A 21,891-nucleotide genomic window follows, 5' to 3' on the forward strand; every position below is an offset into this window, starting at 1 on the left:
CAACCAGACTCTCTCAAACGATCATTATAAAAAGACTCCCCGGCCCGCCCACCAACACCCCCCCAAAAACAAACACATATTCCGCGGCCACCACTCACATCAAGGATGTGAGGCCGCCACAAACTACGAATGACTAGGAGATTTTCACCGGGTTAACCACGTCCGCCACTAGGACGAGCAACGTGAAGCAGACGAAGATCCCTGCAACGACATACGCGACCGGCATCAGCTTCGCCACGTCGAAGGGGCCCGGGTCCGGGCGCTTGAGCACCTTCGCCAGGTTGCGGCGCAGCGCCTCCCACAGGGCGCCCGCGACATGCCCGCCGTCGAGCGGGAGCAGCGGGAGCATGTTGAAGAGGAACAGGGAGAGGTTGAAGCCGGCGACCAGCATGAGGGCCATGGCCAGCTGCTGGGTGGGCGGGATGTCGAGGGTGAAGATCTCGCCGCCGACGCGGGCCGCGCCGACCACGCCCATCGGGGAGTCGGCCTGGCGGGGGGCGCCGTCGAAGGCCGCGTTCCACAGGGCCGGGATCTTGCCGGGGAGGGCCGCGATGGAGTCGACGGCCTCGCCGAGGCGGTCGGTCATCCAGGTGACCGAGTCGCCGAAGTCCTGGCGGACGATGCCGGTGGCCGCGCTGAAGCCGAGGAAGCCGGCGGTGACGTACTGGCCCTGGACGATCTGGCCGCTGGAGTCCTTCTTGGCGACCTGGTTGGAAGCGATCTTCGCGTGCAGGGTGACGTCCTGGCCCTTGCGCTCGACGACGATCGCGACCGTCTTGCCGGGGGCGGCGCGGATCAGGTCGGACAGCTTGTTCCAGTCGGTCGTCTTCACGCCGTTGAAGCTGAGGATCTTGTCGCCCGCCTTGAGGCCCGCGGCGGCGGCCGGGGAGGCCGGGTCGGTCGACCTGCACGTGTCGCGGTTCTGGCTCTGCGCGATCACGCACTGGGAGACCGAGCTGACCGTGTTGGTCTGCTGCGAGATGCCGAAGCCCATCAGGACGGTGAGGAAGAGCGCCACCGCCAGGATGAGGTTCATGAAGGGGCCCGCGAACATCACGATGACCCGTTTCCACGGCTTGCGGGTGTAGAAGAGGCGGGTCTCGTCGCCGGGCTGGAGTTCCTCGAAGGCCGCCGAGCGGGCGTCCTCGATCATGCTGCGCCAGGGCGAGGTGGAGCGGGCGGTGATCCGGCCGTCGTCGCCGGGCGGGAACATGCCGATCATGCGGATGTAGCCGCCGAACGGGATGGCCTTGAACCCGTACTCGGTGTCGCCCTTCTTCCGGGACCAGATGGTCGGGCCGAAGCCGACCATGTACTGGGGCACCCGGATGCCGAAGAGCTTCGCGGTGGAGAGATGTCCCAGCTCGTGCCAGGCGATCGAGACCAGCAGGCCGACCGCGAAGACGACTATGCCGAGGATCATCATCAGGGCTGTCATGCACGCGCCTCCGCGTTCGCCGTGGTCGTCTGCGCTGTCAGTTCGCGGGCCCGGGCGCGTGCCCAGGTCTCCGCTTCGAGGACGTCCGCCACGGTGAGCGAGGTTCCCGTGACCGGTGTCCCGTGTTCCTCGACCACCTGTGTCACCGTCTCCATGATTCCGTTGAACGGCAGCGCGCCCGCGCGGAACGCCTCCACGCACTCCTCGTTCGCCGCATTGAACACCGCCGGGGCCGTGCCCGCGAGCTGTCCCACACGCCGGGCGAGGCCCACGGAGGGGAACGCCTCGGTGTCGAGCGGGAAGAACTCCCACGTCGAGGCCTTGCTCCAGTCGAACGCGGGTGCCGCGTCCGGGACCCGCTCGGGCCAGCCGAGCCCGATGGCGATCGGCCCGCGCATGTCGGGGGGCGTCGCCTGGGCAATCGTAGATCCGTCGTTGAATTCCACCATCGAGTGGACATACGACTGCGGGTGCACGACCACCTCAATGCGATCGAAGGGAATGTCGTACAGCAGGTGCGCCTCGATCACTTCGAGCCCCTTGTTCACCAGGGTCGCCGAGTTGATCGTGATCACCGGGCCCATGGCCCAGGTGGGGTGCGCGAGGGCGTCCTCGACCGTCACGTTCGCCAGTTCGGCCTTCGTACGGCCGCGGAAGGGGCCGCCGGACGCGGTGACGACGAGCTTGCGGACATCGGCCCGGGTACCGGCCGCGAGGGCCTGGAAGAGGGCCGCGTGCTCGGAGTCGACCGGGATGATCTGGCCGGGCTTGGCCAGGGCCTTCACCAGCGGGCCGCCGACGATGAGCGACTCCTTGTTGGCGAGCGCGAGGACGCGGCCCGCCTCCAGGGCGGCGAGGGTGGGCGCGAGGCCGATGGAGCCGGTGATGCCGTTCAGCACGGTGTGGCAGTCGGAGGCGGCGACCTGGGTGGCCGCGTCGGGACCGGCGAGGATCTCGGGGAGCGGCTCCCCGGTGCCGTACTGCGCGGTGAGCGCTTCGCGCAGTGCCGGTACGGCGGCCTCGCGGGTGACCGCGACCGTCCGCACCCTGAGCCGGTACGCCTGCTCGGCGAGGAGCCCGACCCGGCCGCCGTTGGCGGAGAGTGCGGTGACCCGGAAGCGGTCCGGGTTGCGCAGCACGAGGTCGATGGCCTGGGTGCCGATGGACCCGGTGGAGCCGAGGATCACCAGGGCCTTGGGACCGTCGCCCACGACGGGGTCGTAGACGAGATGTGGGTCGGCGAGGGGTGCTGGACTGTCGCTCATCCCTCCATTGTTGCCGCAACGGGTGGCCAGGTGGACAGCGGTTCCCTCGCGCGGGTGGCTTATCGGCTCTCGTCGGTGATTGAAGGGAAATCCCCCTTTGTGAATACGGCGTGAAGGTCGTGTGATAACACTTCTTTCCTGCGCCGGTGGACGACCGGCCAGTGGACGACATCCTGGGGGGATTCTCCATGCGGATACGCACTGCCCTGCCCGCGCTCGCGGGCGCCGCGATACTCACCGGCACCCTGCTGAGCACCCCGGCCGAGGCCGCCGGCGGGGTCACGATCTACCACGTCTGGTTCGACAGCCCGGGCTCGGACAACCGGTCCAACACGAGCCTCAACGGCGAGTGGGTGCAGATCACGAACACCAGCCGGTCGGCGATCTCGCTCAAGGGGTGGGTCCTCAAGGACGTCTCGAACCACCGGTACGTCTTCAAGAACATCAAGATCGGCGCCGGCAAGTACATCAAGGTGCACACCGGCAAGGGCTCGGACACCGCGTCGAACACGTACCAGAACCGCGGTGCCTATGTCTGGAACAACACCAGCGACACGGCGACGCTGACCAGAGCGACCGGCAGCAAGGTCGACACCTGCTCCTGGACGACGCGGGATCCGAGCGACAAGTACTGCTGATCCGGGGCTAGTCGACGGTTCGGTGCACGTTGTCCACCTTGCTCGGACCGGCGGAGGCGTCGGCGATCCACGGGCCCTCGCCCGACGGGTCGACGATGCCCTCCTCCAGCCATGTGTACGCGCCGCCCATGACTCCCTTGACCACCTTGCGGTCGAGGTCGTCGGTGTTGGTCCACAGCCGGCCGAAGAGCTCCTCGACGCGGATGCGGGACTGTTCGCAGAAGGCGTCGGCGAGTTGGTAGGCCTCGCGGCCGTGTTCGCCCTGGGTGCGCAGGAGTTCGGCCCGTACGCAGACCGCGCTCATCGCGAAGAGTTCGGCGCCGATGTCGACGATCCGGCCCAGGAAGCCCTGCTTGGTCTCCATGCGGCCCTGCCAGCGGGACATGGCGTAGAAGGTGGAGCGGGCCAGCTTGCGGGCGTTTCGCTCGACGTAGCGAAGGTGCTTGGAGAGGTCGATGCCGTGGCGGAACTCGCCGTAGGTGCCGGGGAGTTGGCCGCTGCCCGCGACCAGCTTCGGGAGCCACTTGGCGTAGAAGACACCCGCGTTGGCGCCCGCTTTCGCCTTGTCCGAAAGGGACTTGTCGGGGTCGATGAGGTCACCGGCGACCGTGAGGTGGGCGTCGACGGCCTCGCGGGCGATGAGGAGGTGCATGATCTCGGTCGAGCCCTCGAAGATGCGGTTGATGCGGAGGTCGCGCAGGACCTGTTCGGCGGGGACCGCCTTCTCGCCGCGGGCCGCGAGGGACTCGGCCGTCTCGAAGCCGCGGCCGCCGCGGATCTGGACCAGTTCGTCGGCCATCAGCCAGCCCATCTCGGAGGCGAAGAGCTTGGCGAGCGCGCCCTCGATGCGGATGTCGTTGCGGTCCTCGTCGGCCATCTGGCTGGACAGGTCGAGTACGGCCTCCAGGGCGAAGGTCGTGGCCGCGATGAAGGAGATCTTCTTGCCGACGGCCTCGTGCTCGGCGATCGGCCTGCCCCACTGCTCACGGGCCGCCGACCACTCGCGGGCGATCTTCAGACACCACTTGCCCGCCGCGACGCAGGACGCGGGGAGGGAGAGTCGGCCGGTGTTGAGGGTGGTGAGGGCGATCTTCAGGCCCGCTCCCTCGGGGCCGATACGGTGGGCGGCGGGCACCCGGACCTGGTGGAAGCGGGTGACGCCGTTCTCGATGCCGCGCAGGCCCATGAAGGCGTTGCGGTTCTCGACGGTGATGCCGGGCGAGTCGGTCTCCACGACGAAGGCCGTGATGCCGCCCTTGTGGCCCTCGCTCTTCGGCACCCGGGCCATCACGACCAGGAGGTCGGCGATCACGCCGTTGGTGGTCCAGAGTTTCACCCCGTCGAGGACGTAGGAGTCCCCGTCCGGCGCCGCGCTGGTCGCGAGCCGCGCCGGGTCGGAGCCGACGTCCGGTTCGGTGAGCAGGAAGGCGCTGATGTCGGTGCGGGCGCAGCGCGGCAGGAACTCGGCCTTCTGCTCATCGGTGCCGAACAGTTTCAGCGGCTGCGGTACGCCGATCGACTGATGCGCCGAGAGCAGCACGCCGACCGCCGGGCAGGCCGAGCCCGCCAGGGCCAGCGCCTTGTTGTAGTACACCTGGGTGAGGCCGAGGCCGCCGTACTTGGTGTCGATCTTCATGCCGAGGGCGCCGAGCTCCTTGAGGCCGGCGATGACCTCGTCGGGGATGCGGGCCTCGCGTTCGATGCGGGCGGCGTCGATCTCCGTCTCGCAGAAGACCCGCAGCTTGGCGAGGAACTCCTCGCCGCGCCGCACGTCCTCGTCGGGCGGGAGCGGGTGGGGGTGGATGAGGTCGAGCCGGAAGCGGCCGAGGAACAGTTCCTTGGCGAAGCTGGGCTTGCGCCAGTCCTGTTCCCGGGCGGCCTCCGCCACCTGCCGGGCTTCCCGCTCGGTGACGGTGGGTTTGCTGGGTGGAGCGGACATGAGGCTCACCTCGCCGCGAATCGGACCCTCGGCGCTCTGTGGTTACCGATGGGTGCTACCCGTTCGTATCTACCCGATCCGCCGCGAAGCGGCCACCCTTCGCGCGTCCGTTCAGCCGATGTCGACGGAGTACGTCTTGGTGTCAAGGCGCCCCGAACCCTTGAGGACCTCGGTGCCGGACTCGATGCCGGAGAGGTACTTGTCGTTGCTCAGCAGCTTGCGGCGGACCAGGGCCTGGGTGAAGTCGTCGATGTTCAGGGTGGCCTTGGTGGTGTTGGCGGTGCGGACGAAGGAGTAGACGTTCCAGCCGATGTTGCCCTGGTAGATGTCCCACATGGTGCCGTCGAGGCTGACGCTGCCGTACTTGGTGCCGAGCGGGCCGGCGCCGCCCTGCCGGTCGAGCCGGATCATGATCTCGTCCGTGGGCTGGTCGGCCCAGCCGGCGGTGTTCTTGGCGTGCAGCCACAGGTCGTAGGCGACGTCGAGCGTGCCGGGATTGCCGCTGAGCGAGAAGTCCCAGCTGGTCTTCACCGGCTTGCGGTCGCCGACCCGGATCGGCAGGCCGGTGGTCGCCTTGTCGACCTTCCAGCCCCAGTGCCGGCCGAGGACGGTACTGGCGTACGACTTCACGTCCGCGTCGGCGCCCTTGCCGTTGTTGGCCCGGCTGATGGACGTACCCCACGAAATCGCGGACCCCGACCGGGAGTCGTCCCAGACGCACTGGCTGCCGGTGGCCTTGTCCTGGCCCCAGAGGTTGTTGTTCACGTAGTACTTGCCGAGCGTGACGGTGTCGAAGGCCCCGCACCTCTTGCTCGTCCCGCCCGCCTGGGCGACGGTCACCCCGGCGAGCGCCGTGAGCGCAACCGAGGCGGCGGCCAGCGCATTCGCCTTCTTCGAGAGGCGGGGCCTGCGGTGTTGCATCGGGGGTCCTTCCGGGGGACGGTTCGTCTACGGCCCATCGGCGGCCGTTACGACCTTCCAGTGGTCGCCGACCCGCCCGGAGGTTGTCTTTCCCGCGCGGAGAATCCCCGGGGCACCCCGTTGAGCCGGGTCTTCGGAGAAAGTGTCGAAGCGCTTCGACACCCTATGGACACCCACACCGCCTGAAGCTAATGTCGAACCACCCCCACCCGCCCTTGTCAGCAACGCGCACTGTCGAAGCGCTTCACAAAGCTTGGAGAGCTGGATGGTCACCCTCGCCGAGGTCGCCCAGCACGCCGGAGTCTCGGCGAGCACGGTGAGCTATGTCCTCAGCGGCAAGCGGTCCATCTCCGGAGCCACCCGGCAGCGGGTCGAGCAGAGCATCCGCGAGCTGGGCTACCACCCGAACGCGGGCGCCCGCGCCCTGGCCAGCAGCCGGTCGAACATCATCGCGCTGATGGTGCCGCTGCGCACGGACATGTACGTACCGGTGATGATGGAGATCGCCATCGCCGTGGCGACCACCGCCCGGCTGCACGGCTACGACGTGCTGCTGCTCACCGGCGAGGAGGGCCCCGACGCGGTCCGCCGGGTCACCGGCAGCGGGCTCGCCGACGCGATGATCCTGATGGACGTCGAACTCGCCGACGAACGGCTGCCGTTGCTGCGCGGCACCGACCAACCCTCCGTACTCATCGGCCTCCCCGCCGACACCACCGGACTGACCTGCGTCGACCTCGACTTCGGGGCGACCGGCGCGCTGTGCGTCGAGCACCTCGCGAAGCTCGGTCACCACGACATCGCTGTCATCGGCGAGGCGCCCGCGGTCTACGAGCGGCACACCGGTTTCGCCGAGCGCACCCTCGACGGACTCCGTTCCAGGGCAAGGGAGTTGGACCTCCGGGTACTGCACCGGCCGTGCGAGGGCGGGTACGACGCGATGGCGGTGACGCTGGCCCGGATCTTCGACGAGCGCCCGGGCACGACGGGCTTCGTCGTGCAGAACGAGTCGGCGGTCGAGCCGCTGCTCGCGCTGCTGCGCCAGCAGGGCCGGGCGGTGCCGGAGGACGTGTCGGTGGTCGCGGTCTGCCCCGACCAGGTCGCCACCCAGGCCTCGGTGCGGCTGACGTCCGTCGCCATCCCCGCGCAGGAGATGGGGCGTTACGCCGTGGAGCACCTGGTGGCCAAGCTGGACGGCCGCGGCAGCGACGAAGTCGTGCTGATCGCACCGGAGTTGACGGTGCGGGCGAGTACGGGGCCGGCGCCGTCAGCTTCTTGACCAGCCACGCTCCACGTGTTTGTGCGGTTACCCCCTGCCTGCTTTCTTCCAGGAGCACTCCTCGTGAATCAGCCTGCAGTAATCCAGTCCGAGGTCAGTCTCGCGCAGTCCTCCCCCACCGTCGGAACGTTCCGGGAGAGGGACGGCGCGCTGGAGTGGAGCGGGCGTCAGGAGACCGTACGGATCGAGCCCTGGGGTCCGGACGCGGTACGGGTGCGGGCCCGGCTCGGCGGACCGCTGCTCGACGGGCTGCCGGGCGCGCTCCTGGACCAGGCACCGGCCACCGAGGCCGGCGTGAAGATCGAGGACGGTCAAGGGACCCTGACCGTGGGCGAGTTGACCGTCCACGTCGACGCCGAGGGGCTGATCCGCTTCCTGCGCACCGAGGACTCCGCCGAACTCCTCGCGGAGGCCCGCGCCCATTTCTGGTGGCCCGGCTCGCGGCTCTACACGGCAGTCGGCAACGGCCACCACCGCCTGGAGCAGCGCTTCGCCGCGTACGAGGACGAGAAGCTGTACGGCCTCGGGCAGCACCAGCACGGGAAGCTGGACCAGAAGGGGCTGGTCCTCGACCTGGTCCAGCGCAACGCCGAGGTCGGCATCCCGGTGCTCGTCTCCAGCCGTGGCTACACCCTGCTGTGGAACAACCCGGCGATCGGCCGGGTCGAGCTGGCCGGCAACGGCACACGCTGGGTGGCCGATTCGGCCCGGCAGATCGACTACTGGATCACCGCCGGCGACCCGGCCGACGGCCAGCGCCGCTACAGCGCGGTGACGGGCCGTACGCCGATGCTGCCGAAGTGGGCGGCGGGCTTCTGGCAGTGCAAGCTGCGCTACCGCACCCAGGCCGAACTCCTCGCCGTGGCGCGGGAGTACAAGCGCCGCGAACTGCCCCTCTCCGCGATCGTCTGCGACTTCTTCCACTGGACGCACCTGGGCGACTGGAAGTTCGACCCGGCGGAGTGGCCCGACCCGGCGGCGATGGTGCGTGAACTCGACGAGCTGGGCGTGAAGTTGGTGGTCAGCGTCTGGCCGTCGGTGTCGCCCCTGAGCGAGAACCACTCAGTACTGGAGCAGCGCGGCCATCTGATCGGCACGCAGTACGGGCCGATGGCCCACGCCGACTGGCCGGACAAGGGCGTCGCGTCGACCGTCCAGGTGGCCTTCTACGACGCGACCAACCCCGGGGCCCGCGAGTTCCTGTGGTCGAAGATCCGCGACAACTACCTTGCGCCGTACGGCATCACGGCCTTCTGGCTGGACGCCTGCGAGCCGGAACTGAAGCCGGGCTTCCAGGAGAACCTGCGCTACTGGGCGGGTCCGGGCCTGGAGGTCGGCAACATCTATCCGGCCGAGAACTCCCGTACGTTCCACGAAGGACTGCTGGCTGAGGGGGAATCGGAGATCATCACCCTCAACCGCTCGGCGTGGGCGGGCAGTCAGCGTTACGGCGCCGCGCTGTGGTCGGGTGACATCGGCACCGACTTCCCGACCCTGCGCCGCCAGATCGCCGCGGGCCTCAACACCGCGCTGTCCGGCATCCCTTGGTGGAACACGGACATCGGCGGCTTCCACGGCGGCGACCCGGACGACCCGGCGTACCGGGAAGTCATGGTCCGCTGGTTTCAGTTCGGCGCGCTTTCGCCGCTGATGCGCCTGCACGGCTTCCGCGACCCCGGGATGCCGCTGGGCCCCGACATGACGGGCGGCCCCAACGAGGTCTGGTCGTACGGCGATCAGGCCCTCCCCATCCTGGAGAAGTACCTGCGGCTGCGCGAGCGCCTGGAGCCCTACGTCCTCGATGTGATGCGGGCCGCCCACGAGGAGGGGCTGCCGGTCATGCGGCCGCTGTTCCTGGAGTTCCCCGGGGACCAGGCGGCCTGGTCGGTCGACGACGCGTATCTCTTCGGCCCCGACCTGCTGGTGGCTCCGGTGCTGACGGCGGGTGCGACGGTCCGTACGGTCTATCTCCCGGCGGGCGCGTGGTGGACGGACGCGTGGACGGGCGAGACGTACGAGGGCGGCGCGGCCGTGACGGTCGACGCCCCGCTGGACCGGATTCCGCTGTTCCTGCGGGACGGGGCGACGCTGCCGGTCGCGGAGTAGCCGTGTGTGGAGGGGAGTTCGGACTCCCCTCCGAGACGTGACGCTTCCGTTGTGCGGAACTGTGGGCTCCGTCACAGCCGTGCCGATCTTGTTCTGGTGGACTCCTGCGATGGTCCTACGCAAGCTCGCCGGCGCGGCGGGCCTGGCCGCGTTCGCCCTGTATCTGTGGGGTCTGCTGCACATCATGGGCGCGCTGCTGGAGGTGGGGGACGGCGGCACCGGCTCGGCGCCGCTGCCGCCCTGTCGTACCGTCAACGGGCAGTACGACGAGCGGACTTCGAACGTCATCGACTACTCGGTGGACTTCGTGCCGCTGCGGTTCGTCTGCGAGACGAAGGACGGCGGCGGCTTCGTGTCCGACACCGTCCCAGGTTACGTCAACCCGGTGGTCGGCGCCCTCGTGCTCGCCGCTCTCGGCTGCTGGGTCGCGGGGCTCGTCGTGGCGGAGCCGCCCGGCCCCCGCGGAGTGCGGGGACCGGGCGGCTGAGCGCGGTGCCGGGGTGCGTCAACTGCTGGTGACACTCTCGCTGTTGGTGGTGAAGGCGAGCCCGCCGGACGAGGACGTGATCTCGAAGCCGAACTGCAGGTCCCCGATGGTCACGTTGCCGAACCAGCCCTTGGTGTCCTTGATCCACTTGAGGATCGGCAGGATGTCGATCGTCCCGGACGAGGAGTTGGAGCTTCGGACGAACGAGAACACGTCGTTGCTGCCGTTGTTGCCCTTGTAGACGGTCCAGGTGGAACCGCCCAGTGTCAGGCTGCCCTGCGAGGTGCCGAGCGGGCCGACCGCGCCGGTCTTGTTGACCCAGAGCATGATCTCGTAGGCGTAGTTGGTGTCCCAGATGTCGTACGACGTGTTGTACGCGCCTGACGACGGCACCGTGACGTTGTAACTGCTCTTGAGCGAGCCGAGCGAGGTGATCGACTTGCCGATCACCTTCTTGGCGTTGGGGTAGGCCTTGATCCCGCCGGTGTTGGGGTGGTTGGCGGTGACGCCCCAGTTGGTACCGGAGTTGGCCCAGATGCACTGGGTGCCGGCGCCGGAGCCCCAGATGTCGTTGTAGAGCGTGTAGCCGTTCAGGGTCGTGCTGCCCCACTGGTCGCAGGAGCTCCAGACGGCGGCGGAGGCGGGGGCCGAGGCGAGGCCGACGGTGGCGCCGAGCGCGAGGGCGGGGGCCAGCAGGGCCATGACGAGCCTGCTGCGGGTGCGTGTTGCCATGGTGTCCCTTCCATGGGTGGGGGGAGTTGGGTGTGGCTACCGCGCCCCCAGGGTGAGGACGCGGTCTTCTCCGGCGACGAGTTCGAGCGGCTGAGTGCCGGAGGAAGTCCGCAGTTCGACGCGGTGGGTGCGGGAGGGGCGGAGCACGGCCACGGCCGTGTCCGGCGTCCAGGTCAGATCGAGTTCCGCCCCGAACCTCGTGCGTACGCCGGTGAGTTGACCCCGCGGATACGCAGTCGGCAGCGCGGGCAGCAGGACCAGCCGGTCCGGCGTCGACTGCACCAGCGTCTCGATCAGCACACCGGGCAGCGTGTGCGCGGCGTCCGCGTTGTAGACATCGCGGTTCGGGTAGTGCGCGCTCATCAGCGAGGCGTGGAAGAAGTCGCCGTCGAGGACCTGGCCGAGGGCGTGCGCGACCCGTTCGCCGTCACGGAGTCGGGCGGCGACGAGCGCGTGGTGGAGGTGGCCGTGCGCCGAATCGTTCTCGGCGCCCCGGAGTTGGAGCGCGCGGTGCGCGGCTCTCGCCAGCTCCGGGGTGTCGTAGGGGTTGATCTCGTCGAGGGGCCAGACGCCGTAGAGGTGGCTGAGGTGGCGGTGGTCGTAGGTGTCCTCCAGGCCCGGCCACGCCCATTCGGCCAGCGCGCCTTGGGAGTTGACCCGGTGTGGCGGAAGCCGGTCGGCGAGGGCGCGCCAGCGGTCGGCCTCCGGGGTGCCCGGGTGGTAGTCGGCGGCGGTGCGCAGCGCGTGCCGGGCGGCGGAGAGGTCCATCGCGGCGTTGATCGCGCCCCAACTGCCGTTCGCGGGACGGTTCTCGGGCGAGTAGGAGGGGACGACGACCAGCCGGCCGTCGGGGTCGGTGCGATCGCTCGTGAGGAAGTCCTCGTAGAACAAGGCGGCTTCGGCGAGTGCGGCGGCGGTGCGGGGGTCGCGTGCGCCGCGGGTCTCGTCGTGGTCGACGAGCGGCTTGAGCAGCCAGTCGGCGCCCGCGGTCCACAGGTGCAGCGGGTACTCGCGGCTGAAGTGGTACGACAGCCCGGACTCGCCGTCGGTGTGCGCGGGCGCGACGACGCCTCGGGCGCCGAAGACGGCACGGGCGTTCTCCCGCCAGTCACCGAGCTGACGGTGGATCAGGGAGGCGAGGGCGTCGGTGACTTCGGGGAGTGCGGCGCTGGCGGCGGAGGCGGTCTGGAGGTTGAGGTTCGCGTCGTTGGTGAACGCCCCGGACCAGGCTGTGTTCCAGTCGCCGGTCCACAGGCCGGTGAGGCGGGGTGGCAGCAGGCCGCTGGCGGAGAGGAGGTGGTAGCGGCCTGCGGCGAAGAGGCGTTCCAGGAGGGCGGGGCTGCTGGGCCGCTTGAGCAACTCGGAGCCCGGGAGGGCGCGTTCGGTGGTGTCGGCCCGTAGATCGAGGTTGACACGGTCGTAGGCCGTGCTGTGGAGGGCGAGGTGGCGGTCGAGGAGGGTGTCGTAGGGGTGCCGGTCCCCGTCCCGCTCGTCGGGCAGCAGGGCACGTAGGGCTCGGGTCTCCGCCGCGACGTCCAGTTCGCCGGTGTGACGTCGTACGCGGGTGAGGAGCAGGACCTCGGTGGCGCCGGTGACACGAACTCCGGTCGGCGCGAGCCGAGTTGTGCCGCCGGTGACCACGGCCAGGGTCACTCCGGTGTAGGCGCGGTCGCTGTCGGGGTAGCGGACGCGGAGGTTGAGCAGTACGCCGTCCGGGGTGAGGAGCGTGCCGTGGCCGACGGTCAACCCGGCCGGCGCGCCCGGGAGTTGATGCTCTTGGGCAAGGTCGAGGGTAAGATCGGGGGCCGTGACGTGCTGGACGATCACGTCGTCGGCCCGGGAGACGAAGACGCGGCTGCGCCGGTCGCCGCGGTGGGCGGTGGTCTCGCCGGTGGTGAAGTCGACGGAGCGGTGGTAGTCGCGTTCCACGGCGGCGGCCCGGCTGCTGCGCAGCCGTGTCTGGAAGGCCGGATGAAAGGGCTGAACCCACTGGAGCGGGCGGCCGTCCGTGAAGCCCTCGGCGGCCGTGAGGTCACCGGCGAGCAACCGTTCCTGGAGCGCCGCGAGTTCGGCGGCGAGGCGCGGCGGCCGGGCGTGCTCGGCACCGTTCGGGCGGACGAGGGTGTGGTGGGTGACGATGACTCGCTCGTCGTCCGGATCGCCGAACACGAGGGCGCCGTGATGACCGTTACCGCTGAGGAAGGCGTCCTCCCAACGGGCGGCCGGGGTGGGCTCCCAGGTGCCGTGGTGGGGGGTGGTGGTGGGCGTGGGGTCGGTGGAGCGGCGCGCGTCGGGCGTGGCTCCGCTGGAGGTGCGTGCTTCGGGCGCGGCACCACCGGACGTGCGCGCCTCGGGCACGGCTTCACCAGACCTGCCTGCTTCGGGCGCGGCACCACCGGACCTGCGCGCCTCGGGCACGGCACCACCGGAGGTGCATGCTTCGGGCGCGGCACCACCGGAGGTGCGCGCCTCGGGCACGGCACCACCGGACCTGCGCGCCTCGGGCACGGCTTCACCAGACCTGCGTGTCTCGGGCATGACTCCATCGCACCCACATGTCTCAGGCGTGACTCCACCAGACCCGCGCACCTCGGACACAGCTCCACCGAACCCGCGCACCTCGGACACAGCCCCTCCGAACCCGCGCACCTCGGACACAGCCCCTCCGGACCCGCGTGCGTCAGGCACGGCTCCACCGCTCCCGCGCACCTCGGACACAGCCCCAGCGCACCCGCGCGCCCCTGACACAGCCCCTCCAGACGCGCGTGCGTCAGGCACGGCTCCACCGCTCCCGCGCACCTCGGACACGGCCCCAGCGCCCCCGCGCGCCCCTGACACAACCCCTCCAGACGCGCGTGCGTCAGGCACGGCTCCACCGCCCCCGCGCGCCTTGGGCACGGCTCCGCCTGATCCGCGTGCCTCGGACACAGCCCCTCCAGACCCACGTGCATCAGGCACGGCTCCACCGCCCCCGCGCGCCTCGCGCCCGGCTCCACCGGACTCCGTTCCGCCCGTCATGGCCGTAGCACCGCGACGCCGTAGCGGCCGAGGGTGAGTTCGTCCTCGACGGACGTGCCCGTGAGCAAGTCGTCGTATCTGCCTGGGACTTCGACGGTCACCGGTTCGCGTCCGTGGTTGAGGAGGAACAACAGCTCGCCGCGGCGTACGGCCTCGATGCCCGCCGGCAGCCCTTCGAGCACCGGGCGGATCCCCGCCTCGGCGGCGACGCGGGCGAGGAGGGCGCGGAGTGCGTACGGCTCGGGGAGGGTGGAGACGTACCAGGCGCGGCCCTTGCGCAGCACGGCGGGCAGGCCATCCAACTCCCCGCCCTTGTAAGGGATCGCCTCGTCGGCGGCGCCGTCCCCGGGCTCGATCTCCTCCGACCAGAGCGTGCCGCGGAAGCCCTCGCATTCGACGGTCTCACCCGGGTCCAGCGGCCACCACTCGTGCAGGGTGCGGATGCCGAAGAGGTCGCGGAGGCGGCCGTCCATGCCGCCGGGGCGGACGCGGTCGTCCTCGTCGGCGATCCCGGTGAGGAAGCCGCAGACGAGGGTGCCGCCGCCGCGGACGTACGCGAGGAGGTTGTCGATCGCGGTGTCGGTGAGGAGGTACAGCTGCGGTACGACGACCAACTCGTAGGCGGACAGGTCGTGTTCGGGGTGGGCGAAGTCGGTGGTGAGGTGGGACTCCCACAGGGCGCGGTGCCAGGCGCGGACGACCTCGGGGTGGTCGACCTCGGTGGAGAGGCGGCCGTCCTGGGCGCCGGCCCACCAGGCGTGCCAGTCGTGCAGGATCGCGATACGGGACGTGATGTGACTGCCTGTCACCTCACCGCCTATGCGCGCGAGTTCGGCGCCAAGCTGCTTGACCTCCTGGAAGGTGCGGCCCCGTTCTCCCGCGTGGCTGAGCATTCCGGAGTGGAACTTCTCGGCGCCCTGCCGGGATTGGCGCCACTGGAAGTAGCAGACGGCGTCGGCGCCCCGGGCCACGGCCTGGAGGGACCAGAGGCGGTTGAGGCCGCGCGGCTTCGGGTGGTTCACCCCGCGCCAGTTGACCGGTCCGGCCGCCTGCTCCATGAGCATCCACGGACCGCGTGCCTGTGAGCGGGTCAAGTCCTGCACGAGGGCGGCACTTTGGGCGCCGAGAGGATCGCGCGGGTCGGGGTACAGGTCGACCGAGACGACGTCCTCCTCCTCGGACCAGCGCCAGCCGTCCTGCCCCACCCACAGCGGCATGAAGTTGGTGGTGACGGGGATGTGCGGGGTGTGCCGGCGGACGATGTCGCGCTCGGCGGTGTAGCACTCCAGGAGCATGTCGGAGGTGAAGCGCCGGAAGTCGAGCACGTGGGTGGGGTTGTTGAGGTAGTGGGCGTGGCGCGGCGGCAGGACGCCGTCCCAGGTGTCGTAGCCCTGGCTCCAGAACGCCGTGCCCCAGGCCGAGTTGAGGGCGTCGAGCGTCCCGTACCTCGCGCGCAGCCAGCGGCGGAAGGCGACGGCGGCCTCGTCGCCGTAGTCGAAGGTGCAGTACTCGTTGTTGATGTGCCACATCTTGAGGGCGGGGTGGTCGGCGTAACGGGCGGCCAGGGCCTCGGTGATGGCGGCGGCGTGCCGGCGGTAGACGGCGCTGGAGTGCGAGAAGTGCTGGCGTCCGCCCCACCACTCGATCCGGCCGTCGGCGTCGCGGGGCAGGGTCTCCGGGTGGAGGCGGCCTAGCCACGGCGGCGGGGAGGAGGTGGGCGTGGCGAGGACGACGCCGATCCCGCTGCCGTGCATCAGATCCATCAGCCGGTCCAGCCAGCCGAACTCCCTTGCCCCCGGCTCGGGTTCGAGCTTGGCCCAGGAGAAGACGCCGAGGGTGACGGAGTTGACGCCGGCGTCCTTCATCAGCCGGACGTCCTCGTGCCAGGTCTCCTCGGGCCACTGTTCGGGGTTGTAGTCGCCGCCGAAGAGGACGCGACCGCGGGTGGCATCACCGAGCCGAGGCATCAGATCTGCTCCCCGAACTGGATGCCGCGCCCGTTGGTGGCGAGGTAGACACGGCCGTACACGCGCGGGTCACCGGTGATGCACTGCCCGGTCCAACCCCACTGATGCCGGTCGTCGTTGATCCGCACCCAGGTCTTCGCCTCGTCGTCGGAGCGGTAGACGGCGGTGATGGTCTCGGTCGAGCCGACCTGATAGATCGCCGGGTAGTCGGCGCCGGGGGCGGGCCTGCCGAACCCGAGGGTGTAGGAGGCCCAGCAGCTGGCGACCTTGCTGAAGCTCGCGCCGCCGTCGACGGACCGGTAGAGCCCGTTCCACTTGACGCTCAGCCACAGGTCACCTGACCTGTCGGGCGCCGCGACCAGCTGGAACTGACTGTCCCCGGCGGGCAGCCCACCCGCACGCGCAGTGAACGAAAGGCCACTGTCAGTGCTGGCGTATAGCGTTCCTGTGTCGGTGTCGTATGCGTAGAAGAGCGTCGGGTCGGCCGGGTCGGCGACCGGCGTGGCGCCCTTCGGGAAGGAGGAGATCTCGGTCCAGGTCGCGCCGTTGTCCGCCGAGCGGCGAGCCGCGTACTTCGTGCCGTCCCAGTGCACGAAGGACCACAGCAGCGTACCGCCGTCGGCGCCGGCGGCGATCGGCCCCGGTGCGTCATGGGCGATGGAGGGCTGGGCAGCGAAGGGCGCCCAGGTCCGGCCGCCGTCGCCCGAGTAGGCACCGTTGCCGTTGTCGCCCCAGCCCGTGCGGACGACATACGCCGGCCTGCCCGCGGCCTGCGCGATTCCCGTCGCCGACCCGAACACGGGGTTCGTCGCCATGCCGCGCGACGGAGACGCCGTGAGCCGCTCGTGGTACATCACGCCGATGTCCCGCGAGGCGCTGATCAGGTGCGCCTCCCCGACCGGGGGCGAGATCAGCTGGATCACGGACGTCTCCTCCAGGCCACGGATCTGCGGTGCCCAGTGCATGAGGTCACGCGTGCCGTAGAGCGTGGCGCCGGTGCCGTAGACGACGTGCTTCGAGTCGTACGGGTCGACGGCGACGGCCTGGATCCACCAGCCGAACTTCGGCTGGTCCACACCCCACTTGAGGAAAGGAGTCTCGGACACGTCGAAGACAGCGGAGTCCTTGAGGGACGTCCAGGTGAGGCCACCGTCGGTGGTCCGGTACAGGGTGTCCACGGCCGCCCAGCGGTTGTTGGTGGAGACGACGACGGTCCCCGCGCGACGGGCGTCGACGGCGACCCCGCCATAGCCGAAGGTGTCGCTGCCGCCGGGCTGGACGGGGGTGACGTCCGCCCAGCGCCCGGTGGCGGGCGCGAGCCTGTGCACGCTGCCGGCGGACTGCCCGTTGGGCCCGGGTGCGTCGGCGTACGTCACATAGAGCTCGCACGCGTGACGGTCGTAGGCAGCACGGATCGGGACCTTGGCGGAGGTACCGGTGGGCTGCCCGGGGACGGCCTCCCACGTGCTGCCGTCGGTGGTGCGGTAGAGGTTGACGGCGGTCGCGCTCCCGTCGCCGTCACCCCACCCGGCGTAAACGGCGCGGCCGGCGGCGACGAGGAAGGTGACGCCCTGGCCGCTCGCGCTCGGGGCCGCCGGGAAGCCGCCGACGGCTGCCCAAGTGGCGCCCCGGTCGGTCGACTTGAGCAGCCCGTCGTGCCGGGTGCCGAGCCACAGGGTGTCACTGTCACGCGGGTCGACGAGCAGCCGCTCCCCCGCCCCGCGCCCGTCCTCGTTGCCACCGAGCTTCACGGCGAGATCGGTACGGGTCCAGGTGGTGCCCCGGTCCTCGGAGCTCAGGATCGCGCCGTTGCCCGCCCAGGACTGGGCATAGGTGCCGACGGCGAGGTACAACCGGTCCGGATGCGCCAGGTCGACCGCGAGGGCCTCCACCCCGAGGAGATTCCAGTCGTCCCAGCCGATTTGATCGGTGAGGGGGGTCCAGCGGGCGGAACGGTCGTCCCAGCGGTAGGCACCGCCGATGTCGGTACGGGCGTAGGCGAGACCGCGGACGGAGGGGTGGAAGAGGACACCGGTGACGAATCCGGTGCCACCGATGACGGCGTTGCGCCAACGGTAGGTTGGGGTTTCCGCTGCCTGTGCCCTCGTCGTGAGGAGCGGCACGGTGGTGAGCGCAGCGGCAGCCGCAGTCCCGGCAAGAACGGCCCGGCGGCTCAGTCGGGACGCAAGCATGCACATACCTCGCTGTATGAGATGGGGTGAGGAGACTTGCTTTTCAGGGGCGCGGGGAACTGCGCGACCAGCCCCCACACACCCGCAGCCAAAACACAACCGATTCAGCCCTTGACGGCCCCGGTCAACATCCCCTTCTTGAAATGCCGCTGCACAAACGGCGAAAGCACAGCCACCGGCAACAAAGCCATCACCATGACGGCCATCTGCACAGCCAGCCCGGACAGTTCACCCGTCTTGATCGCCTGCCCCAACCCCACCGGCGCCTCCTGCTTCTGCACCAGCTGGATCATGACGTTCTGCAACGGCATCATGTCCTGGTCGTTGAGATACAGGGACGCGTTGAACCAAGCGCTCCAATAGCCCACGGCATAGAACAGCGTGATAACGGCCAGCACCGCACGGGACAGCGGCATCACGATCTGCCAGAGAATCCGAAAGTCACCGGCACCGTCGATCCGCGCGCTGTCGACGAGTTCCTGCGAGATCCCCATGAAGAACCCGCGCAGCACAAGGATGTTGAAAACACTGAGCGCACTAGGCAAGATCAGCGCGAGATAACTGTCAGTCAGGCCGAGCGACTGAACCAGCAGATACGTCGGAATGAGTCCGGCGCTGAAGAACATCGTGGCGAGCAGCAGCATCAGGATCCACCGGTGCCCGAGCGAGCCGATACGCGAGAGGCCGTAGGCGCACAGCACGGAGACCGTCATCGAGAACGCCGTGCCGACGACGGTGATGAGGACGCTGATGACCGCCGCGCGGGTGACCTGGCCGCCGCTGAGGAGTTCCTTGTAGGCGACGACGGTGATGCCCTTGGGCACCATGACCAGGCCGCCCGCCTGGTCGATGGTCTTGCGCGAGGAGAGGCTGGTGACGAGGACGATCCAGAGCGGGAAGAGGATGCCGAGGCAGGCGAGGGTGAGGACCAGTCCCTTGCCGGCGAGACCGGCCCTGCTGGGTTCCTCCTCCCAGGTCGGCCGGGGCGGTGCGGCCCAACGGCCGGGCTGTCGTACGGACTTGACTGGCTCGACGGGCTTGTCGATGACGGCGGTCACTTCTTGTACACCCCCTGCTCGCCCATGAGGTGGGCCACTTTGTTCGCGGCGAGGACCAGGCCGAGGCTGATCACGCCCTTGACGAGTCCGGCCGCGGCGGCGTAGCCGAAGTCCTGGTTGCGGACGCCGTTCCACCAGACGAAGGTGTCGAGGACCTCGGCCGCTCCGGGTCCCACGGCGTCGCGTTGGAGCAGGATCTGTTCGAAGCCGACGGTCAGCGCATCGCCCACGCGCAGGACCAGCAGCAGCGCGATCACCGGCCGGAGCGCGGGCAGCGTGACGTGCCACATGCGGCGCCAGCGGCCGGCGCCGTCCATCGCGGCGGCCTCGTAGAGGTCGGGGCTGACGGAGGAGAGCGCGGCGAGGAAGACGATGATCCCCCAGCCCGCGTCCTTCCACACGCTCTGCGCGGTGACCAGGAACTTGAACGTGTTCGGGTCGGTCATCACGTCGAGGCCGTCGAAGCCGTGCTGCCTCAGGAGCTGCGAGAACAGCCCGGCCCCGCCCAGGAGTTGCTGGAAGACGGCGATGACCAGCACCCAGGAGAAGAAGTGCGGGAGGTACAGGATCGCCTGGGAGAGCGCCCGGACCCGGGGCCTGACCACGCTGTTGATGAGCAGCGCGAGCAGGATCGGGATCGGGAAGAACAGGATCAGCTGGAGGAAGAACAGGACGAGCGTGTTCTGTACGGCGCTCCAGAAGGCGGAGTCCGCGAAGATCTGCTGGAAGTTCTCCAGGCCGACCCACGGACTGTGCAGCATCGAGACGATGCCGTTGTCGCTGGCGTAGGGGTCGTAGTCCTCGAAGGCGACGATGTTGCCCAGGATCGGCAGGTAGTTGAAGACGAGGATGAGCAGGACGGCCGGCAGGGTCATCAGGAGCAGGACGCGGTCGCGTCTGAACCTGATCCGCCAACTCACCTTTGTCTTTGGGCGGTTGCGTCGGGGTCCGGTGGCGCCGCCGGACGCCACCGGGGACTTGTCCGTCGTGTCGGCCTCGGTCCTGCTCCGAGGCACCGTGCTGTGGGACACGGCCGTTCTCCTTGCCTCGGTACCCGGTCAGCTCGTCGCGGTGCCGTTGTCGTCGAGCAACTTCTGGTACCAGGCGCGGAGTTGGTCGCCGCCCTTGCTCTTCCAGTCCGACACGGCCTGCTGCATGTCGCTGATCTTCTTGCGGCCGCGGGTGATGTCGTCCTCCAACTGCTCGAAGTCGTTGGAGAGGTTGGTGTAGCGGCTCGGTTCGGTGATCTGCTGGCCGTAGAACGTGGACTTCTTCGTGAAGGCGCCCATCCGCTGCTGCCACTCGACCTGCGCCTTGGCGACGTCGGGGAAGTCGGGGTGGGCGATCGTCGCGGCCGGGCTGGCGACCATGACGTAGGCGTTGATGACCTCGTTGTTGCCCTGGTCGGTCTTGGTGGGCACACCGTTCTTGACGGTGTAGTGGGTGCCCTCCACGCCGTAGTTGGTGAGCATGTACTCCTTGGTGCCGTACGGCGCGGCGGTGACGTTGGCGACGGCCAGCGCGTCACGGACGACGGACTCGGAGGCCTTCTTGCTGATGAAGGCGAAGATGCCGGCCGGTTCGCCGGCCCACAGGGTCGGGTCGCCGCCGTCGTGGCCGAAGATGTCCATGCCCCAGATCTTGTAGTCCGGGTTCTGGGTGGCCTGTTCGGCGGTGCGGCTCCACCACTGCGAGATGTCCTGGTTGTAGATGAGGAACTCGCCGGCGGCGAACTTGGGCCCGGGGTCGGTGGCCTGGCTCTTGCCGAGCTTGGCGTCGGGGTGGACGTACCCGGCGGCGAACAGCTTGCGCGTCCACTCCAGTGCTTCGAGGTATTCCTGGGTCTCGATCCGGTTGATCAGCTTGCCGTCGACGAGGTTCCAGCCCAGCGACTTCTCACTGCCGGAGAGCACACCCCAGGCGTTGAAGGCCGTCCACTTCATGTCCATGCAGGCCCAGCGCTTGGCCTTGGCGTTGGTGATCTCCTTGGCCAGGGCCATGAACTCGTCGGCAGAGGTGGGGACTTGGTACCCCTCCTTGTCGAAGATGTCCTTGCGGTAGAGCGGCACGATGTTGGGCACGTACGAGGACGGCATGGGCAGTCCGCGCAGCTTGCCGCCGAAGACGCAGCGCTGCCAGGCGTCGGACGGTATCGCGGCGAGGTTCGGGTAGTCCTTGACCTTGTCCCCGGAGAGGTAGGGGCCGAGGTCGGCGAACTTGCCGATGATCGCGCTGGGTATCTTGCCGCCCATGTTCCAGCCCGGGATGACCACGACATCGGGGATGTCGCTGGAGGCGAGCACCGCGCCGAGCTTCTGGTCGTAGGTGTTGCCGTCCTGGTTCTGCCAGGCCACGTCGACGCCGATCAGGGCGTTCATCGCCTTGTAGTAGGCGTTGTCGCTCTTCGGCGGGGAGCCCCAGAACGGCGACATGACGGAGACCTTGCCGCCCTTGCCGAGCTTCTTCGGAACCGACGTCTTCAGTGTGGCCAGGTCCAGCTTGCTGGTGAAGCCGATCGCGGAGCCGTTCTTGGAGGGAAGGTCCGGGGTCACCACGTTGCCGGCCACGAACGCCGGCAGCAGCTTCTTGACGCCCTTGCCCTCCGAACTGCCCCCGCCCGAACCGCTGTCCGAGGCGCCGCAGGCGGAGAGCAGCGGTACCCCTCCCGCCACCGCTGCGGCGACGACCGCCGTGGAGGCGAGGAAGCTTCTCCGGCTGGGAGCGGAGGCGGCGGAGGCGTTCGGCGTCATTGCGTCAACCCTTCATGGCGCACCAGGACACCCGGCGGTGGAGCCGTCGGCTGCGGTGTCTTGAGTGGAACAGAGCACTTAGTCGAAGCGCTTCGATGTTG

Annotated in this window: 15 protein-coding genes; 4 read left to right on the plus strand and 11 right to left on the minus strand. The window is 69.3% G+C overall.

Annotated features, from left to right (window positions below):
* Positions 1-133: 133 nt before the first annotated feature.
* Together ACFXC1_RS20005 and dxr are read right to left on the minus strand one after the other, a co-directional pair.
* A complete protein-coding gene (locus tag ACFXC1_RS20005) occupies positions 134-1,426 on the minus strand; it encodes a M50 family metallopeptidase (RefSeq protein WP_381244944.1) in 1,293 nt (430 codons plus the stop codon).
* An 8-nt stretch (positions 1,427-1,434) separates the two neighbouring features.
* Positions 1,435-2,703: a 1-deoxy-D-xylulose-5-phosphate reductoisomerase gene (dxr, locus tag ACFXC1_RS20010; protein ID WP_381244423.1), complete on the minus strand. Its 1,269-nt coding sequence runs from the start codon at positions 2,701-2,703 to the stop codon at positions 1,435-1,437.
* A 188-nt stretch (positions 2,704-2,891) separates the two neighbouring features.
* Here dxr and ACFXC1_RS20015 point away from each other — a divergent pair, with 188 nt between their 5' ends.
* On the plus strand, positions 2,892-3,341 hold the full coding sequence (locus ACFXC1_RS20015) for a lamin tail domain-containing protein (RefSeq protein WP_381244424.1): 450 nt from the start codon (positions 2,892-2,894) through the stop codon (positions 3,339-3,341).
* 7 nt (positions 3,342-3,348) lie between these two features.
* Here the strand turns inward: ACFXC1_RS20015 and ACFXC1_RS20020 are convergent, their stop codons facing one another.
* Together ACFXC1_RS20020 and ACFXC1_RS20025 are read right to left on the minus strand one after the other, a co-directional pair.
* The gene (locus ACFXC1_RS20020; RefSeq protein WP_381244426.1) at positions 3,349-5,280 is read right to left on the minus strand and encodes an acyl-CoA dehydrogenase family protein; all 1,932 of its coding nucleotides are present in this window, start codon (positions 5,278-5,280) and stop codon (positions 3,349-3,351) included.
* A 111-nt stretch (positions 5,281-5,391) separates the two neighbouring features.
* Entirely contained in the window at positions 5,392-6,201 is an 810-nt protein-coding gene (locus ACFXC1_RS20025) for a GH12 family glycosyl hydrolase domain-containing protein (protein ID WP_381244428.1), read from the minus strand.
* Positions 6,202-6,466: 265 nt separating this feature from the next.
* On the opposite strand from ACFXC1_RS20025, the gene ACFXC1_RS20030 reads away from it, so the two are divergent.
* From ACFXC1_RS20030 to ACFXC1_RS20040, 3 genes are all read left to right on the plus strand, one after another.
* Positions 6,467-7,480 carry a LacI family DNA-binding transcriptional regulator gene (locus tag ACFXC1_RS20030; RefSeq protein ID WP_019074791.1) on the plus strand — a complete coding sequence of 338 codons (1,014 nt, stop codon included), beginning with the start codon at positions 6,467-6,469 and terminating at the stop codon, positions 7,478-7,480.
* A 63-nt stretch (positions 7,481-7,543) separates the two neighbouring features.
* Positions 7,544-9,586 (plus strand): glycoside hydrolase family 31 protein, encoded by a 2,043-nt coding sequence (locus tag ACFXC1_RS20035; protein WP_381244430.1) that lies wholly within the window; start codon positions 7,544-7,546, stop codon positions 9,584-9,586.
* Between the two features lie 109 nt (positions 9,587-9,695).
* Positions 9,696-10,073, plus strand: coding sequence for a hypothetical protein (locus ACFXC1_RS20040; protein WP_381244431.1), 378 nt, complete (start codon positions 9,696-9,698; stop codon positions 10,071-10,073).
* Between the two features lie 18 nt (positions 10,074-10,091).
* On the opposite strand, the gene ACFXC1_RS20045 is transcribed toward ACFXC1_RS20040, so the two are convergent.
* From ACFXC1_RS20045 to ACFXC1_RS20075, 7 genes are all read right to left on the minus strand, one after another.
* Entirely contained in the window at positions 10,092-10,805 is a 714-nt protein-coding gene (locus ACFXC1_RS20045; protein WP_019074788.1) for a glycoside hydrolase family 12 protein, read from the minus strand.
* A gap of 36 nt (positions 10,806-10,841) precedes the next feature.
* The gene (locus tag ACFXC1_RS20050) at positions 10,842-13,343 is read right to left on the minus strand and encodes a glycosyl hydrolase family 95 catalytic domain-containing protein (RefSeq protein ID WP_381244434.1); all 2,502 of its coding nucleotides are present in this window, start codon (positions 13,341-13,343) and stop codon (positions 10,842-10,844) included.
* A gap of 476 nt (positions 13,344-13,819) precedes the next feature.
* A complete protein-coding gene (locus ACFXC1_RS20055) occupies positions 13,820-15,790 on the minus strand; it encodes a beta-galactosidase (RefSeq protein WP_381244435.1) in 1,971 nt (656 codons plus the stop codon).
* A complete protein-coding gene (locus tag ACFXC1_RS20060; protein ID WP_381244437.1) occupies positions 15,790-17,982 on the minus strand; it encodes a 1,4-beta-glucanase in 2,193 nt (730 codons plus the stop codon). Before ACFXC1_RS20060 ends, ACFXC1_RS20055 begins: the two co-directional genes overlap by 1 nt.
* A gap of 104 nt (positions 17,983-18,086) precedes the next feature.
* Positions 18,087-19,040 (minus strand): carbohydrate ABC transporter permease, encoded by a 954-nt coding sequence (locus tag ACFXC1_RS20065; RefSeq protein WP_381244438.1) that lies wholly within the window; start codon positions 19,038-19,040, stop codon positions 18,087-18,089.
* Positions 19,037-20,071, minus strand: a complete 1,035-nt coding sequence (locus tag ACFXC1_RS20070; RefSeq protein WP_381244440.1) for an ABC transporter permease — start codon at positions 20,069-20,071, stop codon at positions 19,037-19,039. Before ACFXC1_RS20070 ends, ACFXC1_RS20065 begins: the two co-directional genes overlap by 4 nt.
* Positions 20,072-20,098: 27 nt before the next feature.
* Positions 20,099-21,790 carry an extracellular solute-binding protein gene (locus ACFXC1_RS20075; RefSeq protein ID WP_381244442.1) on the minus strand — a complete coding sequence of 564 codons (1,692 nt, stop codon included), beginning with the start codon at positions 21,788-21,790 and terminating at the stop codon, positions 20,099-20,101.
* Between the last annotated feature and the right edge of the window lie 101 nt (positions 21,791-21,891).

It is taken from the genome of Streptomyces hokutonensis (assembly GCF_042751305.1).
GTDB lineage: Bacteria > Actinomycetota > Actinomycetes > Streptomycetales > Streptomycetaceae > Streptomyces > Streptomyces hokutonensis_A.